18 protein-coding genes, 1 tRNA gene and 1 other annotated feature are annotated in these 18,526 nt (G+C 36.8%); of the genes, 6 read left to right on the forward strand and 13 right to left on the reverse strand.

Annotated elements, in window-relative coordinates:
- Window positions 1-44: 44 nt before the first annotated feature.
- The 4 genes from ACYT32_RS00090 to trpS all read right to left on the reverse strand — a co-directional run bounded on the left by ACYT32_RS00090 (window position 45) and on the right by trpS (window position 3,888).
- Entirely contained in the window at window positions 45-776 is a 732-nt protein-coding gene (locus ACYT32_RS00090) for a DUF4811 domain-containing protein (protein ID WP_395263901.1), read from the reverse strand.
- Window positions 776-2,278 carry an MDR family MFS transporter gene (locus tag ACYT32_RS00095; RefSeq protein WP_395263902.1) on the reverse strand — a complete coding sequence of 501 codons (1,503 nt, stop codon included), beginning with the start codon at window positions 2,276-2,278 and terminating at the stop codon, window positions 776-778. The genes ACYT32_RS00090 and ACYT32_RS00095 overlap by 1 nt, the downstream gene beginning before the upstream one ends.
- A gap of 25 nt (window positions 2,279-2,303) precedes the next feature.
- Window positions 2,304-2,741 (reverse strand): MarR family winged helix-turn-helix transcriptional regulator, encoded by a 438-nt coding sequence (locus tag ACYT32_RS00100; RefSeq protein ID WP_395263903.1) that lies wholly within the window; start codon window positions 2,739-2,741, stop codon window positions 2,304-2,306.
- 130 nt (window positions 2,742-2,871) lie between these two features.
- Window positions 2,872-3,888 (reverse strand): tryptophan--tRNA ligase, encoded by a 1,017-nt coding sequence (trpS, locus tag ACYT32_RS00105; protein ID WP_395263904.1) that lies wholly within the window; start codon window positions 3,886-3,888, stop codon window positions 2,872-2,874.
- Window positions 3,889-4,221: 333 nt separating this feature from the next.
- Here trpS and helD point away from each other — a divergent pair, with 333 nt between their 5' ends.
- Window positions 4,222-6,495 carry an RNA polymerase recycling motor HelD gene (gene helD / locus ACYT32_RS00110; protein ID WP_395263905.1) on the forward strand — a complete coding sequence of 758 codons (2,274 nt, stop codon included), beginning with the start codon at window positions 4,222-4,224 and terminating at the stop codon, window positions 6,493-6,495.
- Window positions 6,496-6,578: 83 nt separating this feature from the next.
- Here helD and ACYT32_RS00115 read toward each other — a convergent pair whose 3' ends face one another.
- Entirely contained in the window at window positions 6,579-7,244 is a 666-nt protein-coding gene (locus ACYT32_RS00115; protein ID WP_395263906.1) for a CPBP family glutamic-type intramembrane protease, read from the reverse strand.
- Window positions 7,245-7,356: 112 nt separating this feature from the next.
- On the opposite strand from ACYT32_RS00115, the gene ACYT32_RS00120 reads away from it, so the two are divergent.
- Window positions 7,357-8,430 (forward strand): acyltransferase, encoded by a 1,074-nt coding sequence (locus ACYT32_RS00120; protein ID WP_395263907.1) that lies wholly within the window; start codon window positions 7,357-7,359, stop codon window positions 8,428-8,430.
- A gap of 126 nt (window positions 8,431-8,556) precedes the next feature.
- Here the strand turns inward: ACYT32_RS00120 and ACYT32_RS00125 are convergent, their stop codons facing one another.
- The 4 genes from ACYT32_RS00125 to ACYT32_RS00140 form a co-directional block, all read right to left on the reverse strand.
- Window positions 8,557-10,179, reverse strand: coding sequence for a collagen-binding domain-containing protein (locus tag ACYT32_RS00125; protein WP_395263908.1), 1,623 nt, complete (start codon window positions 10,177-10,179; stop codon window positions 8,557-8,559).
- Between the two features lie 170 nt (window positions 10,180-10,349).
- A complete protein-coding gene (locus ACYT32_RS00130; protein ID WP_395263909.1) occupies window positions 10,350-11,219 on the reverse strand; it encodes a DegV family protein in 870 nt (289 codons plus the stop codon).
- A gap of 271 nt (window positions 11,220-11,490) precedes the next feature.
- Window positions 11,491-11,564 (reverse strand) — tRNA-Thr (locus ACYT32_RS00135).
- A gap of 54 nt (window positions 11,565-11,618) precedes the next feature.
- A complete protein-coding gene (locus ACYT32_RS00140) occupies window positions 11,619-12,140 on the reverse strand; it encodes an HdeD family acid-resistance protein (protein ID WP_395263910.1) in 522 nt (173 codons plus the stop codon).
- A gap of 117 nt (window positions 12,141-12,257) precedes the next feature.
- Between ACYT32_RS00140 and ACYT32_RS00145 the strand changes: the two genes are divergently transcribed.
- On the forward strand, window positions 12,258-12,908 hold the full coding sequence (locus ACYT32_RS00145) for a metal-dependent transcriptional regulator (protein ID WP_395263911.1): 651 nt from the start codon (window positions 12,258-12,260) through the stop codon (window positions 12,906-12,908).
- Between the two features lie 87 nt (window positions 12,909-12,995).
- Here ACYT32_RS00145 and ACYT32_RS00150 read toward each other — a convergent pair whose 3' ends face one another.
- The 4 genes from ACYT32_RS00150 to ACYT32_RS00165 are packed head-to-tail and all read right to left on the reverse strand — an operon-like array spanning window position 12,996 to window position 15,748.
- A complete protein-coding gene (locus ACYT32_RS00150; RefSeq protein WP_395263912.1) occupies window positions 12,996-13,796 on the reverse strand; it encodes a DUF975 family protein in 801 nt (266 codons plus the stop codon).
- 57 nt (window positions 13,797-13,853) lie between these two features.
- On the reverse strand, window positions 13,854-14,786 hold the full coding sequence (locus tag ACYT32_RS00155; protein ID WP_395263913.1) for a DUF4097 family beta strand repeat-containing protein: 933 nt from the start codon (window positions 14,784-14,786) through the stop codon (window positions 13,854-13,856).
- Window positions 14,779-15,441: a DUF1700 domain-containing protein gene (locus ACYT32_RS00160; RefSeq protein ID WP_395263914.1), complete on the reverse strand. Its 663-nt coding sequence runs from the start codon at window positions 15,439-15,441 to the stop codon at window positions 14,779-14,781. The genes ACYT32_RS00155 and ACYT32_RS00160 overlap by 8 nt, the downstream gene beginning before the upstream one ends.
- Window positions 15,431-15,748, reverse strand: coding sequence for a PadR family transcriptional regulator (locus tag ACYT32_RS00165; RefSeq protein WP_395263915.1), 318 nt, complete (start codon window positions 15,746-15,748; stop codon window positions 15,431-15,433). Before ACYT32_RS00165 ends, ACYT32_RS00160 begins: the two co-directional genes overlap by 11 nt.
- A gap of 150 nt (window positions 15,749-15,898) precedes the next feature.
- Window positions 15,899-16,120: a binding site (T-box leader), on the forward strand.
- Between the two features lie 172 nt (window positions 16,121-16,292).
- On the opposite strand from ACYT32_RS00165, the gene ACYT32_RS00170 reads away from it, so the two are divergent.
- From ACYT32_RS00170 to ACYT32_RS00180, 3 genes are read left to right on the forward strand one after another with little or no spacing between them, the layout of a single operon-like run.
- Window positions 16,293-16,946 (forward strand): amino acid ABC transporter permease, encoded by a 654-nt coding sequence (locus ACYT32_RS00170; RefSeq protein ID WP_395263916.1) that lies wholly within the window; start codon window positions 16,293-16,295, stop codon window positions 16,944-16,946.
- 12 nt (window positions 16,947-16,958) lie between these two features.
- Window positions 16,959-17,597 (forward strand): amino acid ABC transporter ATP-binding protein, encoded by a 639-nt coding sequence (locus ACYT32_RS00175; RefSeq protein ID WP_395263917.1) that lies wholly within the window; start codon window positions 16,959-16,961, stop codon window positions 17,595-17,597.
- Between the two features lie 23 nt (window positions 17,598-17,620).
- On the forward strand, window positions 17,621-18,475 hold the full coding sequence (locus tag ACYT32_RS00180; protein WP_395263918.1) for an amino acid ABC transporter substrate-binding protein: 855 nt from the start codon (window positions 17,621-17,623) through the stop codon (window positions 18,473-18,475).
- Window positions 18,476-18,526 lie beyond the last annotated feature (51 nt).

Here is an 18,526-nt window from a genome sequence, read left to right on the forward strand (position 1 = left end):
AAAAAATATCTCCGGCGATCCAATTGGATTGCTGGAGATACTTTTTATTTTTGAGCCTTGATTTCTTGAATCAATTTGGCTTGAGCTTGAGCCTTAAAGGCTTTTTGAGCTTGTTGCATTACTTGTTTTTGTTGTGCTTTAGTCATGCTTGGGTTAGCTTGCATGGCTTTCATCATTGCTGCTTTAACGTAAGTAGCACCTTCTTGTTTCATTTGAGCTTGGAAGGCTTTACTCTTCATCTTCTTTTGCAATTGACTAGCTTGAGTAGTAGTTAGAACCAACCAATCTTTGCCAACTTTAAAAGTATTAGTTTGACGAACAAACTGCTTATTATTTCCAGAGATTCCGAAGAGGAATGAATAAAAACCATTCTTATATTCCCAATGAGTTGTCTTTTTATCTAAAGTGGCTGCCGAATAATTGCCGGTTTTCACTTTATTAGTTACATTAACATCGACCTTGGTTGTCGTTGGTTTCTTCTTATTGGCTGTTTCTGGAGTCCGATAAATGTATACATCTTCTTTACCGCTAGTACCTAATTCTTTCTTCAATAAAAGATTAGTTCCTTTTTGAACTGATTGAATTTGATAAGTTTTGTCAGTGACAACTTGCTTCATTCCAAAATGACCATATTCGTTTGAAATCAATAAGAATAAACTACAAATAAATAATGCGATGGAAGTAAAAGCTAAGGTATAACCAACTTTCTTATTTCTCAAAAAGACAGCGAAGTAATAAGCTAAAACCGCAAAAATTAAGATTGAAATGAGAACCATTATTCTTCACCTGCCAATTTTGTATTCTTTAAAGTTGTTTCATCGATCGTCTTTGATTTAGAACTGTTATTGACCATGAAACTGATCAAAAGACCGATCACACAGAATAAGATAGCTACAGCAAAGGCGGCATGATAACCACTCAAAGTAGCATTGAAAAAGTTATCTTTATATTGAAGTGGAGCTGATTTCAACAATGATTGTCCTGGTTTCAAGTTGTTTGTTACATTAGTTAAAACACTGACCAAAATAGCAGTACCCATCGAACTGAAGACCTGACGAACAGTGTTATTTGCGGCAGTACCATGACTCATTAAATCAAATGGCAAGGAATTCATACCATCAGTTGTAACTGGCATCATAACCATTGAAATACCAAACATACGGATCATATAAAGAATCACGATATCAAGTACGGGGGTATCTTGAGTTAAGAACAAGAAAGGAATTGTTCCGGCAGTTAATAAGAACATACCCATCCGAGCTAAATCTTTAGGACCAAACTTATCAAAAGCGTTACCGGTGATAGGACTCATGACACCAATCATCAAGGCACCAGGCAAGAGTGTTAAACCTGAATGGAAAGCTGACATACCTTTAACAATTTGTAGGTACAAAGGCAAGACCATTTCCACACCGATCATCGCCATATTGGTAACTGATGATAAGGCTGCGGCAATCGCAAATTTCTTTTCCTTAAAAACACGTAATTCCAAAAATGGTTTGTCTAAATGTAGTTGACGATAACCAAATAAAACAATCGAAATAAGACCGATGGCAATCGAACCAAGGACCGTCATTGAACCCCATCCGTTATCACCAACTGATGAGAATCCGTAAAGAATAGCACCAAATCCAACAGTTGATTCAATCAATGAAAGAACGTCCAATTTTGTCCGGTGTGTATGAATAACTGGTCTCATAAAGAAAAAGGCCAAAATCAAAACTAAGATAACGATTGGAATGATCATTCCGAAAAGATCTCTCCAAGTCCAGTTATCAATGATGAAACCAGATAGTGTAGGTCCGATAGCTGGAGCTAGTCCAATTACCAAACCAGCTAATCCCATGGCACTACCACGTTTATTAGCTGGAAAGACTGACAACATAACTACTTGCATCAATGGCATTGTGATACCAACACCGACCGCTTGAATCAAACGACCAGCAAGAATAACGCCAAAACTTGGAGCCACGAAACACATGATTGTTCCGACTAAGAAAGTTGACATTGCAATAATATATAAAACTTTGGTACTAAAGTTATTGCTCAACCAAGCAGTAACTGGGATCATGATCCCGTTAACCATCAAAAATCCAGTTGTTAACCACTGAACATCTGAAGTTGTAACACTAAATTCTTTCATTAAAGTTGGAAACGCAGTCGTTAAAATAGTACCGTTTAAAACCGTACAGAACGTACCAACTAAAAGCACTAGAACCATCAAATTACGATTGAAGGTTTTTCCATGTGCATCTACAATCTTTTTATTACTATCCATAATAAAAAATTCCTCTTCCCTTGAATTATTTAGAAGGTATTTCGATACTATCTAAATTCTTATAAAGTTTTTCTAAAATGTTCTCCAACTGAGCCTGTTCTTCAGTCGTAATACCTTGAAGCATCGTTCGATTACTAGCTTTAAACTTATTACGAACTGTATCAGTGAGCTCAGTTCCCTTTTCGGTGATGGAAACCACTTTGCGACGACCATTTGTCGGGTCTGGTTTTCGTAAAACATAGCCGAAATTTTCAAGCTTTTTCAATGAACGAGCAATGAGAGCACCGTCAGACATCGTGATTTCGCCCAGCTTGTCTTGAGTGCAAGCACCCTTTTTATAAATGATCGACAAAATAATACTTTCAAAAACATTCAATTGCTTTTCTTTTAAATAATTAGCAGCAATGCGACGTTTGATTGATGTATATTTCATTACAAACCTAACCAAAGCATAATCATCCATAAATTTACCTCATTTTATTTAAAAAAACTTTTATTTTTTGGAACAAAAAAACATATTACACCTGACTCTTGATAAAATCAAGAGTTAAGTGCAATATGTTTTCATGAAATCAATATTATTTTTTCAGAAATTAATCAAAGTAGTTAACGCCAATTGCTTTTCTAACTTCAGAAAGTGTTTGATTAGCAACGATATTAGCGTTATCGCTACCTTTCTTTAAGATATCGTAAACGCCAGGAATATCTTTTTCATATTCAGCTCGACGGTTTCTGATTGGTTCGAGAATTTCTTGTAAAACATCATTCAAATAATGTTTAACCTTAACATCGCCTAAACCACCAGCTTGGTATTGTTCTTTCAATTCAGCAATCTTTTCAGTATCTGTTCCAAAGGCATCAAGATAGGTAAAGACCGTATTGCCTTCAATCTTGCCAGGATCTTCAACGTGGATATGATCAGGATCAGTGTACATTGACATAACTTTCTTAGTAACTTCATCAGCTGAATCAGATAGATAAATACAGTTGCCCAATGACTTACTCATCTTGGCATTACCATCAATCCCAGGTAATCTGCCTTGTCCTTTTGGTGGGAAGTAGCCTTCTGGTTCCACTAAAGTATCAACGTTATAAGTATTATTGAACGTTCTGACAATTTCACGAGCTTGTTCCATCATTGGTTCTTGGTCATCGCCAACTGGAACTGTATCAGCCTTAAATGCTGTGATGTCAGCAGTTTGACTGACAGGATAAGTTAAGAAACCTGCAGGAATACTTTGACCGAAACTCTTTTGCTTGATCTCAGTCTTAACAGTAGGATTTCTTTCCAAACGAGCAAAGGAAACTAAATCAAGATAATACATCGTCAATTCATTCAAAGCTGGAATCTGGGATTGAACTAAAATGTTCGTCTTTGCTGGGTCGATTCCTACTGAAAGGTAATCCAAGGCTACTTGAATCAGACTAGTCCGAATTTTTTCTGGATCTCTGGCATTATCGGTCAAAGCTTGCATGTCGGCAATCATGATAAACATCTTGTACTTGCCTTCATTTTGGAGCTTAACTCGGTTTTTTAAGGAACCAAGATAATGTCCAATATGTAATTTACCAGTAGGACGGTCTCCAGTTAAAATTGTATTAGTTTTCATTTTATTTCCTCCAAAAATTACATGTGCATCGACATTTCAAAGGTGCTATAATACTGGTCTGCTTAAAAATAAAAAAGCGCCCCGTTATCTATTAATAACGGGACGCCAAAGCGTGGTACCACCTGTCTTGTAGAGTTTAATCTACCACTTTAAGTTATAAGGTAACAAACCAAACCCATTTCCCAAAACAAGGTTGATAACTTTTTCAGCCATGAAGTTATTCTCTGAACCAACTTACTTGAATTAGTACTAAAAAATGTCTATGCTGTAATGTACTCTAATTGCTATTAGCATAATGAAAAACCAACAAATTGTCAACGAGAGGTATTTTTTATGACGATCAATCAATCGAAAGCAGAAGAACAAAAGCGCGTCAATTTAGTTGCTGACAAGATTGACAGAAGAATTGAACGCGTTGATAAAAGTATTGCTCAAGCACATCAAGAAACGCATCGCATCGAACGTAATTACGGTGAAAATACCAAAGTCAATACTACTGAAGTCGATGACCAAATGGAAACTAATGCATCTGTGCAACAGCAGAAACAATTGGTGGCCTTGGCAGTCGAAAACGAAAATATTTTAAACTCCAATAAATTAAAACTCGAAAATCTCCAAGGATCGCCTTACTTCGGCAGAATCGATATCGTTGAAGATGGCGAAGAGGACACTCTTTATATTGGAACTTCTACCCTGCAAGACGATGATGGCGAATTTTTGATCTACGATTGGCGGGCACCAATTTCGGGAATCTACTACAATGGTATGCTTGGTAAAGTTCATTACCAAACTCCCAACGGGCCAACAACGGTTGATTTAAAGAAGAAACGTCAATTTCAAATCGTTAATAATCAAATTAGAACAATGTTTGATACTAACGAAACTGTGGGCGACGAAATCCTACAGTCCGTCCTCAGTGAATATAGCGATGAATATTTAAAAAACATTGTCGCAACGATTCAACATGAGCAAAATACTATCATTCGTGATACCCATTCAGACGTTTTATTAGTCCAAGGAGTGGCTGGCTCTGGTAAAACCTCTGCGATTTTGCAGCGGGTGGCTTACTTACTCTACCATTCACGTTCAACTATGAACGCTGACAATATTGTCCTCTTTTCACCAAATAAACTTTTCAGTAACTATATTTCAGAAGTCTTACCAAGTCTTGGGGAAAGAAATATGCGACAAGTTACTTTAAACGAATTTTTGGCACTGCGTTTGACTGGTATTCAAGTTGAAACTCTCTTTGAGCGCTATGAAAAAGACGAACGCAACTTACCAGAGACAACTATTAAAATGCGCTTATATAAAGAAAGCGGCGCATTTCTCGATAAGTTAGCCCAACTTGAAGAAAACCACCCTGACCATATTTTATATTTTGAAGATGTTATTTTTGATGGCAAACCTTTCTTTACTAAAGAAGAAATTGCCCAAATTTATGATCAAGTCAATCATGCCTATCACATCCCTGACCGTTTCTTAAAAACTAAAAATATCTTGATCAAGCGTCTACAAAGACGCATCCATGAAGATCGAACAGAAGACTGGGTACAAGCAGAGATCGACAACTTATTCGATGAAGACTTTCAACAGATCATTACTGATCACAATATCGAAGAGTCGACCAATCAACGTGAAATCATTGCCGAAGAATTCTTACGTGAGCGTTATGCCCCAATTTACAACGCTTTGATCAATAATTATTTCTTCAATCCCTACAAAGAATACCTCTTCTTACTCAATGAATTACGCCAAGACTTAGTTTCAGAGAATGTTTGGCAAACTATGATCGAATCAATCGATGATCAAATTGAAGCTCATAAATTGAATCTTTCTGACGCCACTGCCATCCTGTACTTACGTGATTTAATAACTGATGGTGGAATCAATCATGCCATCCAACATATTTTCATTGATGAAGTTCAAGATTATACGATGGCGCAATTGAAATATATCGCTCACTCTTTCCCTAACGCTAAAATGACCCTATTAGGAGATAGAGCGCAAGATGTATTGACTAGTTCTTATCGTCAAAAAGATCTAGTTACCGAAGTCAACGATCTCTTTAAGAAAAAGAAGATCACCACAATAACTTTGAACCAAAGTTATCGTTCCACGGCTGAAATCACTAACTTTGCGACTAAATTACTCCCTAATGGAGACGAAGTTAAAGCCTTCTCCAGACAAGGTGAAGATCCCGTAATCAAAGTCTTCGACAACGACGATTACTATCAGGGTCTAAAAGATACCGCACGTGAATTGAACAAGAAATACGATACAGTCGCTATTTTGACCCGTAATCAAGCTCAAGCGGAACAGATTTATACCCACTTTAGCGATGAATCGATTGTGACCCTTGTTGATGCCAATTTCCGTTCTATTCCCAAGGGAATTCTAGTTTTACCAATTTATCTAGCCAAAGGATTGGAATTTGACGCCGTGATTGGCCACGATATTTCAGCTAAGAATTATCCTGACTCCCGCAGCGTTGATGTCCTCTACACGATTTGTACAAGAGCCATGCACAGTTTGACTCTCTGTGTTGATAAAACTTTGTCGCCACTATTGAGCCAAGAATCAGCTGACTTAATTACCGAAAAATAGATTATTTTAAACATGAAAACAGCCACCAAATTCCCTAAAGTTGAAATTTGGTGGCTGTTTTTCTGTTATCTATTTATTTTACATTAAATTATAATCGTACCAACCGCTGCACTGACCATGGCTACAAAAATCGCCATTTTTTCATCTTTTGTATAAAGATATGTCAAGGCGTAGCACCAACCTAAAGCTGTCATCATAGCAAACTGCAATAACGAACCAGGTAAACTGATGGCACCTGCAATTAAGCCACTAAAAATGATTCCTAAAATGGCACCGCTTGAAGAAGTCTTTCTAAAGAAATAATTAAAGAAAAATCCAGTCTGAACTAACTGTTGCTGAACCGCTATAACGAACACATTGGCAATCATATCAAATAAAAAAACATTCTGGTCTGAACTCAAAATATCATCATTAACGAAACTAGCTAGCTTTCCAGTTACTTGCAAATAACTGATCATGATTCTCAAAAGACAAACCATGATGATCATTAAACTAACTAAGCCAGCATTAGACACTAATGAATAAACGAAGCCCTCCGCCGTATCCGAGAAAGAATTCTCTTCACGGATGTATTTTCTAATCATCAAGAATAACGTAATTAATCCGACAGCGATAAACAAAAACAACAAAGGAATATTAAATCCTTTTTGATTTACCACATTATTTTTTAAAAATAAGGTAATAATCGAAAATGCTATCCAAATCAGATATCTGGTAAAATCGGTACTTGGGGAATCTCCTACGCGCATATTAACTTCTTCCAATCAATAATTTTACTTTGTAATTATATCATACGCTAATGCTTCATTTTCAACTGGTTTTCAACTATTATTAATAGAGTATTCTTGGAGGGACTTATTAATGAATAAAAACCATCGTATTTTTTATCTTGATTTCATTCGAGTTATCGCTATCTTTTTGGTCATTTTTATTCACGTATCAGCTATCGACACAACCCAAAATATCGGTACCGGTCAGTGGCAAGTAACCAAAATCCTCAATTATTTGGCCCATATCAGCGTACCAGTATTCTTCATGATTTCCGGGTCATTATTACTGAATAGCAAAAAAACTACTTCACTTACTTACACTTGGAAACAAAGAATTCCTCGAGTTGCGGTTCCATTCATTATGTGGTCAATTATTTCACCGATTGTTGTCGGAATCTATGCTCATGCTTTATCGCTGCACAATGTTGTTAGTTCCGTTAAAACCATCTTGAACCATCCCACCTCACCAACACTTTGGTTCATGTATCCTCTGATCGGAATCTATATTCTTTCTCCAGTCATCAAAACTTTTGTTCAAAATGCGACTACGGAAATGTTAGTTTACATTACCGGTATTTGGTTAGTTGCTTGTTCGTTGTTACCATCTTTAGCGGTATTGTTACCCAAAGACCAACAAGCGATGCTGACTTTATCCCCAGTAGCTAATTTCTTTTTGATTGGCGGTTTTACGGGCTACTTTATTCTTGGCTATCTGTTAACTAAAGTAAAAGTTGAAAATATTAATAATTTTGTCCTACTGTTGACTTTTCTAATCGCTGGCATTGCTGGAAATTACGTTTCAACCGCTGTACCTCAAATTTATGACCCTAACAATGGTTATTACGTAACTTCAATTTTTATTCCCGTGATGTCTGTCGCTGCGTTCATTCTTTTACAAAAATGGGGCAACCGCATCACATCTAAAACGACTATCGAAGTCTTTGAATTCTTGTCACCACTAGTCTTTGGCGTCTACCTTGTTCACAACCTTTTTATCTTGTACGTTGAACCATGGTTTGCTTCAAATATAGCCGTACATGGGTTGATTGCCTTATTCTTGCGGTATATCGTTGTAGCCATCTTATCTGTTGCCATTATTTGGATCTTTAGTTTGATCCCTGGTCTTAACTACTTGCTCACTGGAAAAACTCATAAAAAGAAATAATTAATAAAAAGTCTCTGATGACCATCTGATGAAATTATTGTCAGAAAGTTTCAGAGACTTTTTTAGTTTCTAAATAAAAAACCTTTTAGCTCGAAATTAACTTCCAAACTAAAAGGTTAAGATTAATTAATCTTCTTTTTTAATGTGAGTTGCTTTTAAGATCAAGCCAAAGGCTAACAAAATCAAGCCGCCAATCGTAATCAAAATTCCATTTGTTTGACTTGTTTGAGGCAATAGTCCTGACTTATCAGTATTTATATTATTTGGCGTCTGTGATTCAGTATCGTTACTGTCTTTATCAGAACTATCCTTATCCGAATTATCGTCAGTTAATAACTTGTCTTCATCGTTAGGATCTTTGTCCTTGTCCTGTTCTGAATCATCTTCGTCATCAGTATCTGGTTTTTGACCCTCACTGCCTCCATCAACTTCGATAAGGTCACCAGTGTCTGGATCAACCTCTGCTTCCTCTTCATCATCAGGATCTATGATATTGCCGCCTTCATTGCCTTCTTCACCAGGTAACTCTGGTAGTTCTCCAGGAATTGTTATTGGACGTTCATATTCAGTTTCCGTTTCAGAATCGTCTTGGAAATCCCAACGGTGAGTTTCGGCAGACACAACAACCTTATTAGCGGCAATATTTCCGTCTAAGTTGGCATTAACGTCTACTGTTGCTTTAGGAGCTAGAACACTACCTTGGAATGGGCGTTGGATATTGACCTGGCCTTGATAAAGCTTATCTGCTGCTGTACTGTCATAGAAATTCCAAAGCAAATGGTTGTCATCGAAGTATTCAGTTTCCTGATTAGGACGGGTGACATCATTGTTAGTAGTCCCATCGCTATAAATCAACTTAATTTGTGAGTTAACTTCGTAAGGATCTTGACCCTTAGTATCAACATTAATGATAACGTTGGTACCACCAGCAGTATCAGATAATCCAAAGATTGTTAATGGCGTATTCTCATTTAATACACTAGGATCTAAATCAATGATAATTTTGTTATCAGCGGTTACTTGGTACTCCTGTAAATTAATAATGCGCTGATTTTTATCGGGGAAGTCACTATTGGTTACTGAAACTTGTGGCGTCTTAGCTGTTAAAGAAGTCGACTTGTTACTTAAAAAGTTATCCAGATAGTTCTTAATATCAATGTATTCATTACTATTCTTATCTTGGTAAATCTCTTGTCCATTGATGTGATCCAAATTAGTCCCGTTAATTGCTGGACGATTGCTGTTTGAAACATCAATATTATTGTTCTCACCGAAAACGACCTTATTATCACGTGTATCGCCACTCGTTACAAAAGAACTGCTGGCAATATTGTGTGGTGTTTGAATATATGAGACCTCTCTATCTAAACCACCATCAATGACATTCGTACCAAAGTTAACATTGCCATAAAAATCCCCCACAGCAACATTTCCGTTAGTATGTGCATTCAAATGAGCTTCGTTAGCAAAAATATGGAAGTTTGACGCATAACCTAGTTGATTTTGACTTTCATTAGAAAAATCATCACTTACATGTCCCCCATCGGGTACAGAGTCATTAGTTGCTTGAGTCACAGCTGAACTCTGTGTTTGAGCAGACGTAACGCTTTCTTTATTAATTGTTGTATTTTCTGAATTAACATTATTGTTGGTTGTATCGGCATAGACTGTTGTACTCATTCCCATAAGTACTGCCGCACTGACAGCTACACAGGATAATGCCCATTCTTTACCCTTATTTCTTAGCATAATTAACTAAATCACCCTCATCAATTTAGTGTAATTATTATCAATTTTATTAAATTGGTAATAAATTACTTATAACGCAAGTATTACGCTCTAAAATTTGATTGTCAAATTATATTAAAAAAAAGCCATTCAATCGTAATTGAATAGCTAAATTATAATTTCATTATTATTTAGACCCGAGGTGTCTCGCCAAAAGCAAAGACTGCCACACATCCAAATCCAGTGTGACTAGCAATTGTCATCCCGATTGGATAAATTTTTATATCAGCCTGACTAAATTTATTTAAAATTCGTGCCTTAACAACTTCAGCCGCGTCATAATCCCCACTGGTGGTAATAATTATCGGTTGCTGGGGATCGCTAGACATCGCCAAAATGACTTTATCCGCAATCTCCAAGAGTGATCTCTTACGGGCTCGTGCCTTAGAAACCATCCTTAATTTACCATTGGGATCAACATCAAGAATCGGTTTAACTTGCAGGATAGTCCCCAATGTTGCCGAAGCTCGTGAAATACGTCCGCCGTGATAAAGATAGTTCAAATTATCGACTGTGAACCAAGATTGCAATAACATTTTATTGTCATCAAACCATTTCACAAATTCATCTAACGTGGCACCTGACTTTTGTAATCTGATAGCATTCAAGACCATTAAGCCTTCGCCACCACTAGCAGCTAAAGTATCAACAATACGAATGTCAGCTTCTGGATAAGACTCTAAGAGCATCTCCCTAGCTTGATTAGCACTTGACATTGACCCACTGAGCCCACTGGAAAATCCAACGTACACGATCGGAACTTTCTTTTCGACATATGGTTTGAAGAATTCAAAGTACTCGCCAACGTTCACTTGAGTCGTAGTAGGCATCGTACCAGCTTTAATTTGTTTATAGAAGTCATCGATATCATAACTTTCCCCAAAGTCATTGATCAAATCCCGGTCTCCTATTTTAGTGTGAAAACTGATTGCTTTGACATTACCTGCTTGAAGAACTTCCAATGGCAAGTCACACTCTGAATCAGCTAATATTTGATACATGCTCCCACCTCCTAAAGTTGAAGTAGCAATTTAAATTTATTCTGTATTTAAATTACTGATTAATAATACCATTTATTCATCTCCTACCGAACATTAGGACATTCTTGTGAGGAAATATTACTTTTTTAATCTCAAAAAATAGAGGTAGTATACGAATTTTCCCATATGTGTAAAACATTTAGAAAAACAAAAAAGAGCTGAAACTGCTGATTTAACAACATTCAACTCTCTTATTAAGAAAACTGATATTCTTGCTCGTTTAAACTTAAAAAGCCGTCTATCGGACTTGAACCGACGACCCCCACCTTACCATGGTGATGCTCTACCTAGCTGAGCTAAGACGGCATTTACACTTCCTACATTTTACCAAAATTTATAGACGTAGAAAATGCTTTTTTATTAAAATGCCTCAATAATCTCGGAAATTCCAGTTGCAAAGAAGAAGAAGGCTAGCATGAAAACAATAAAGCCTCCAGCAAGCACTGGATTGAACAGCAAGATAACGGCGAATAGTAGGTTCAAACATGCCAAAATTACGATTAAAATATAATATTTTTTTCCGAAGAAATGGTAGAACCGTGAAGTCATAATTTGGAAAACGGCATCTAGCAAGAACCAAATAGCAAACATGTAAATAATAACCATCACACCTACGTTGACATGTGCGATAAAAATAATACCGATAATAATATTAACTATGGCTGAAAAAATTGTCCAACCACTTCTGACACCTAGAAAACGTGTCATTTGAGAACCGAACCACAGTTGGTAGACCCCTCTTAAAATAACAAAGACCCCAAAGATAACTGCAATCGTTGACAAACTTTTCAATGGATACCAGATCACTAAATAACCCGCATACAAAGAGATCAGTCCAATAATAAAACCGAACCAATCAAAGCGGCGTTTTGGCTCGCTCATAAAAAATCCCTCCCTTTTAATGTAAACATTTTAACATTATAAATTATCAAAGTTTAACGATATGCGCTATAATAAAGAGGCTAATAATATTATTAGGTTAAACGAAAGGTTGCAAAATTGTCCCCTAACAAAGAAAATTATCTAAAAACTATTTATGAATTAAATTATGATTTTACCAAAATTACCAACAAACGGATCTCCGAAATCATGAATGTTTCCGCCCCATCCGTTACTGAAATGTTGAATGCATTAGCTAGTGAGGGCTATTTAACGCATTCTCCTTACAATAAAATTGTCTTAACTCCAAAGGGTAACAAGGTTTCGGAAAAATTAGTCCGGACCCACCGTTTATGGGAAGTTTTCCTTCACGAATGTTTAAAATATCCCGTCGACAATGTTCATCATAACGCCGATGCACTGGAACATTCTTCTGATGACGACTTAGTTGATCGTCTGAATGATTTTTTGGATCATCCTCAACGTTGCCCACACGGTGGTATCATTCCTGGTAACGGCCAAGGTGAAACTGACGCTGACGACAAATTGCTCAGTATGATTGCCGACGGTACGAAAGTACAAATCGTGCGAGTTTCCGATAATTATGACTTTTTACAATACTTTGGCAGTTTAAACTTGGAAATTGACGATACAATTGAAGTCATCAAACATGAAAAATTTGATAATTCACTAGTTGTCAAAAAAGCCGATGGAACTAACATTACGATTGGTGCAAAAGCCATTGATTATATTTTCGTTGAAACACGTTAAAAAAAGCCGCCTTTGATTCAGCATTTTGAATCAGAGGCGGCTTTACTTTTATATTCGAAAGCTAATCATGTTTGGTGATACTTTCGTTTATTTTTGTTGATTTTGTCGATTATTTTCTAAAACTTTTTGGTAAAAAATTGCCATTGTCAATTGCTCATAAGGCTGGAGCCAAATAGACAATAATTCATGCGTTAAAGCATTAAGAATTTCCCAAAAGAAGAATTCAAAGCAAAGTGAGAAGTAAGTCCATTTGTAACCACGCATTAAGATTGAACTACGACTAAAGGTTGAAAAAGCCATTCTGAAATTCCACTTTCCCTGATCGGCCACGTCATCTTTGAAAACAAAAAAGGCTTGTGAAAATATCAAGAAGAAGAAGATTCCAGGAATGATATACAGCATCAACCCAGCTTCTAAGAATAAGCCGAAGAGCGCCGTGATAAAGATCAACGGAAAGAAGTACCTTCCTGAAAAAGCTTGAAGACTGTCGCGCAGTGAATTGATCTGATAATCAGGATTTCTGATTTTATCTAGTAAGGTATAAGAAACCCCTACGCAAATCATAATGAAGAATAACATAAAAGCATAAACAGCCACACTCGTTTGTGGCGTCAACGTCAACATATACTTATCCGCAGAACTAGGATCGTTAGCCATACTATTAGAAATTTCAGCTAAACGACGGCTAGCTTGACCTGGATCAGCTAGATTAACATTTAAGTTACTCATCCAATTTGTATACAGTTTAGTTCCAAAAAATACTGCCAAAAATCTTAAGAGAATGGGAATGACATTTAATGAAATCGTCCCTCTAATATCCTTTCGAAAGGCTCGATGAGCTTCCCGACGAATCTCCATGGCAGATAATCGATTATAGTTAGTATTCATCTATATCCCTCGCAATAAATACTCCTATTATAACAAAGTTAACTATGACAACCTAATTTACTTAATCGTAATCGTTCCCTTAGTACCCTTAACATCAAGCAAGTTGGCAGCATCAGCTTTATTTTCATACTGAATACCATAATTTTTGTTGTAGCATCTGACTAAACCTTTATCAAGGGCCAATTTCAAACCATCGACAGTCAGATTACTACCAGTGAATTTACTAGAATTAGACAAATCGAATTTATTCTTATTCATCAAAACAGTGCTAGTTAAATTGACTTTTCCATGATTAATGACGGCGTGCATTGAATCAAGATTGGACTGCTTGATTGCCAAGGTAGAACCATCCAAGTTCAAATGCGAATCCTTAATTGTGGTGTTGTCTGTTTTAATCGTTGAATACTCACTCCCCGCTAAATTCAAGTTAGTAATATTCGAATTTTTGACATTAAAGGCAGCGTTATATACCGTTATATCAGCGGCGTTATGAATCGTAACATCATTTAGAGCTATATTGGAGTCATAGTCCATGTCTTGAGCGGTTTTCACCAAACTGTTTATCGTTACATCATTGAGCTGCAAGTTACTTTTGGCCGTTCTCAAATGAACATTGTCTAACTTCTTGTTCATAGGAATAGTAATAGTTACCTTTTCATGTCCTAAAACATCGACGCCGATTGAACCTTTTTTCTCAGGTCCGACAACTGATAAAGTATCATCTTTAACTTTATACGTAGGTGCTTGTGATTTGTCGCCGGCGATATGGATCTTATAACGGTCACCAAATCGAATGGAGACATCAACGTCTTTGCCTTCGACATAAACATTCTTGAAATCGGCAAGTGGATAAGTCTCATCCTTTTCTTGTGCCACTTTGAATCCGTGATCCCAAATGACTGACCTATTAGCCCCCATCAAAACTCCGCCAAGTAAAAGCAAGCCACCAATTATCAGTAAATAAAAACCTGTTACGAAGTACTTACGCATTTTGTTTTTCCCCCTTCATTGGTGTCTTTCTTCCATGCAATAATTTCTTACCTAACCAACGGAAGAAAATTACGATGACGCTGAAGAACCATTTGAACAGTGCGATAATGATCGGAATGATGAAGAAATCGACTCCCAGAATCAATAGACCAATTCCAATATAGAAAATAGCGGTCGCAAATGATTGGAAGATGACTGAGACGCCCATGAAAATAGCCCCGATTCCACCAACCACTGACATTGCTACTAGGAAAAGGAATAACAAGACCATAAAAACAGCTATCCCGATGAATAACAGAATCAACGGAATTAAAATAATTGCCACTATAATAGCTACTGGTGAAGCCATTAGTGCCAAAATGACTAAACCGATCATCTTCAAATTACGTGAAAAACGTTGATTGCTGGTGATCTCGCCCTCTTGGACATTTTGATAATTCTCTTCTGACATCTTGATCGAATAATCTGCTAAGACTTTTCGAGCTAAATGCTTAGGAGTTCCTAATTCATTGATGATAGCATCGCTAGTTTGTAGATTAGCATCAATGATATATTCTCGATAAAATTCCAAGACGTCCTGTTTTTCTTTTGCATCTAACTGATGTAAATATATTTCAAATTCATCAATGTAAGAATCAATCACCTTATTCTTCATTGTTCCCCTCCAAGATTGCATCTGTCGCAGTTTTTAATTCTTGCCAGTTACTCTTGATTTGGTTTAAACGTTCTAAACCTTGATCAGTTATTTTATAGTAACGGCGATTACGTCCTTCATAAGCTTGATCATATGTGCTTAACCAAGCTTCTTTCTTTAGACGACGTAAAATCGGATACATGGTTGATTCCGAAATTGGAAATACTTTCTTAACTTCCCGGGTTAGCGCATAACCGTAGTAATCCTCTTTGGTTAACAAAGCCAGCACCGAACCTTCAAGAATCTCGGTTGAGACTTGAATTGCCATAAGATCTCCTCGTTTCTATGATATTATACGTCGTATAATATTTGTTCATTAACAATATATTATAAATAATAACGTATGTCAATTTTTAATAAAAAAGCTTGACTTTATTTATTAATGGTCGTACGATAATTTCAACATTTTAAAACAAATACAAAAACGACGACAGAAGAGTAATCGAGCAAATCAGTTCAGAGAGTTAACGGTGGTGCGAGTTAATCTGGTCCTTGATGAAACACATCTGTAAGTTGAATGATTGAATTATAGTAGGTCATTTCGGTAGCACCGTTACAGCTGAAGTTATTGTAACTTCATGAGTCTAATATCGTGAGATATTAGTAACCAGAGGTGGTACCGCGAAAATTCGCCCTCTTAGTCAGTTTTTGACTAAGGGGGTTTTTATTTTGGCTACTACTTTGTTTGCAATAACTTCTTGAGGTCAGTATTGTGAAGTGCTGACGAACTCGAGGTGGAACCACGTCAAAACGTCCTCTAGCATTATTTTGCTAGAGGATTTTTTTGTATTTAAACAAAGGGGAAATTAGCCATGTTAAATTATATTTTTGAAATTTTACCGTCACTATTAAGTGGGACTGTAATGACCTTGAAGGTTTTCTTTTGGACAATCATTTGTTCCCTGCCACTAGGCGTTCTAGTCTCATTGGGCAGAAGCTCGAAGTTTAAACCTTTGAGCTGGATCTTATCATTTTATATTTGGGTCATGCGGGGAACGCCACTGCTATTACAATTGATCTTTGTCTTTTACGGATTACCTAACATGCCTTTCGCACATATCGTCTTTGAACGTTACGACGCCGCTTTGTTTGCCTTTATCTTGAATTACACAGCTTACTTTGCAGAAATCTTTCGTGGTGGTTTTAGTACTGTCAGCAAAGGTCAATTCGAAGGTGCTAAAGTATTGGGACTCAGTTACTGGCAAACGATCAGAAAAATTATTATTCCTCAAGTTATCAAAATCGTCCTTCCTTCAATTGGAAATGAAGTTATTAACTTAGTCAAAGACTCATCTTTAGTTTATGTCATTGGCTTAGGCGACTTACTAAGAGCTGGAAACATTGCCAGTTCACGTGATGTAACCTTATTGCCACTAGTATTAGTTGGTGTCATTTACTTACTATTAACTCTGATCTGTACTTGGGTGCTTAAAGTCTTAGAAAAACGTTTCAGTTATTACCGTTAGGAGAAAATCAATATGTTGAAATTAGAAAATATAACTAAAAGCTTCGATGGCAAGACCATCTTAAATAACCTCAATCTCGAGGTCAAAGATAATTCGATCCTTAGTATTGTCGGACCTAGTGGTGCTGGTAAAACTACCTTGTTACGCTGCATTGCTGGTTTAGAAAAAGTGGATTCAGGCAGTTTTCTCCTCAACGGGCAAACTTTTGATCCCTTCGGCGAATCTGTCAAAGAACGAGTGGTCGGGGTAGTCTTTCAAGACTTCAATCTTTTTCCGCACTTATCAGTTTTAGAAAATATCGTTTTAGCACCGGAAATGGTTTTAAAACAAGATAAAAAAACTGCTGAAAAAAATGTAGAAGACCTCTTAGCACAATTAGGATTGACCAGTTTGAAAAATCAATATCCTTTTGAACTATCTGGAGGTCAAAAACAACGAGTTGCTATTGCACGAGCTTTGGCAATGAAACCAGAGATCCTCTGTTATGACGAACCAACTTCAGCTTTGGATCCAAGTTTACGCGATACCGTTGCCCAAGTGATCTTAGATCTCAAGAATACCGGTATTACTCAAATCGTCATTACCCATGACCCTGATTTTGCCAAAAAAATTGCCGACCAACTGCTTGAAGTTAAACCATTAAATGATTAGAAATAGGGGGATTAATAAATAATATGAAAAAAAAGCTATTTATCTTACTCAGTTTATTAGCCTTCTTCAGTCTCAGTCTGGCCGGTTGTTCAGATAACTCCAAGTCGGTGGCCCAAGAGGCCAATACCGCTGACACTTGGTCTCACATCAAAAAGAGAGGCCGTGTCATTATTGGACTTGACGATACCTTCGTTCCCATGGGCTTTCGTGAAAAAAATGGGCAGCTTGTCGGATACGATATTGATTTAGCCAAAGCTGTCTTTAAACAATACGGCATCAAAGCCGATTTTCAATCGATCGATTGGAACATGAAGGAGACTGAATTACGAAATCGGACAATTGACTTAATTTGGAACGGTTATACTATTACACCTGCTCGTCAAAAACAATTGCTCTTTTCACGCCCATACATGGCTAACCGCCAAGTCTTAGTTACCAAAACTAAGGAAAATATTACCAGTTTTAAGGACATGCAAAACAAAACTTTAGGAGCTCAAACTAGTTCTTCTGGAGCTAGTCTTCTCGATGAACATCCACAAATGCTCAAGAACTACATCAAAGGCAAAACACCGGTCCTTTACGATTCCTTCAACAATGCTTTGATGGATCTGAATGCTAATCGTATTCAAGGTTTATTGATCGATAGTGTTTATGCTGGTTACTATATTAGTAAAGAAAAAGATCCTAGTTCCTATCGGACAACAACCGGTGGCTTTGATGGCGAAGACTTTGCCGTGGGAATGCGTAAAGGTGACAAAACTTTGAAGAAAAAGATCGATCAAGCTTTACAACACTTAGCTGACACTGGTGAACTACAAAAGATCAACAAAAAATGGTTTGGAAACTCTGATAATTCTTTAATTCAACCTGAAAAATAAGCAAAGAATTTTTGAAAGCCACACAACAACAAAGAGACACCGCTATTAATC

It is taken from the genome of Companilactobacillus sp. FL22-3, assembly GCF_054881455.1.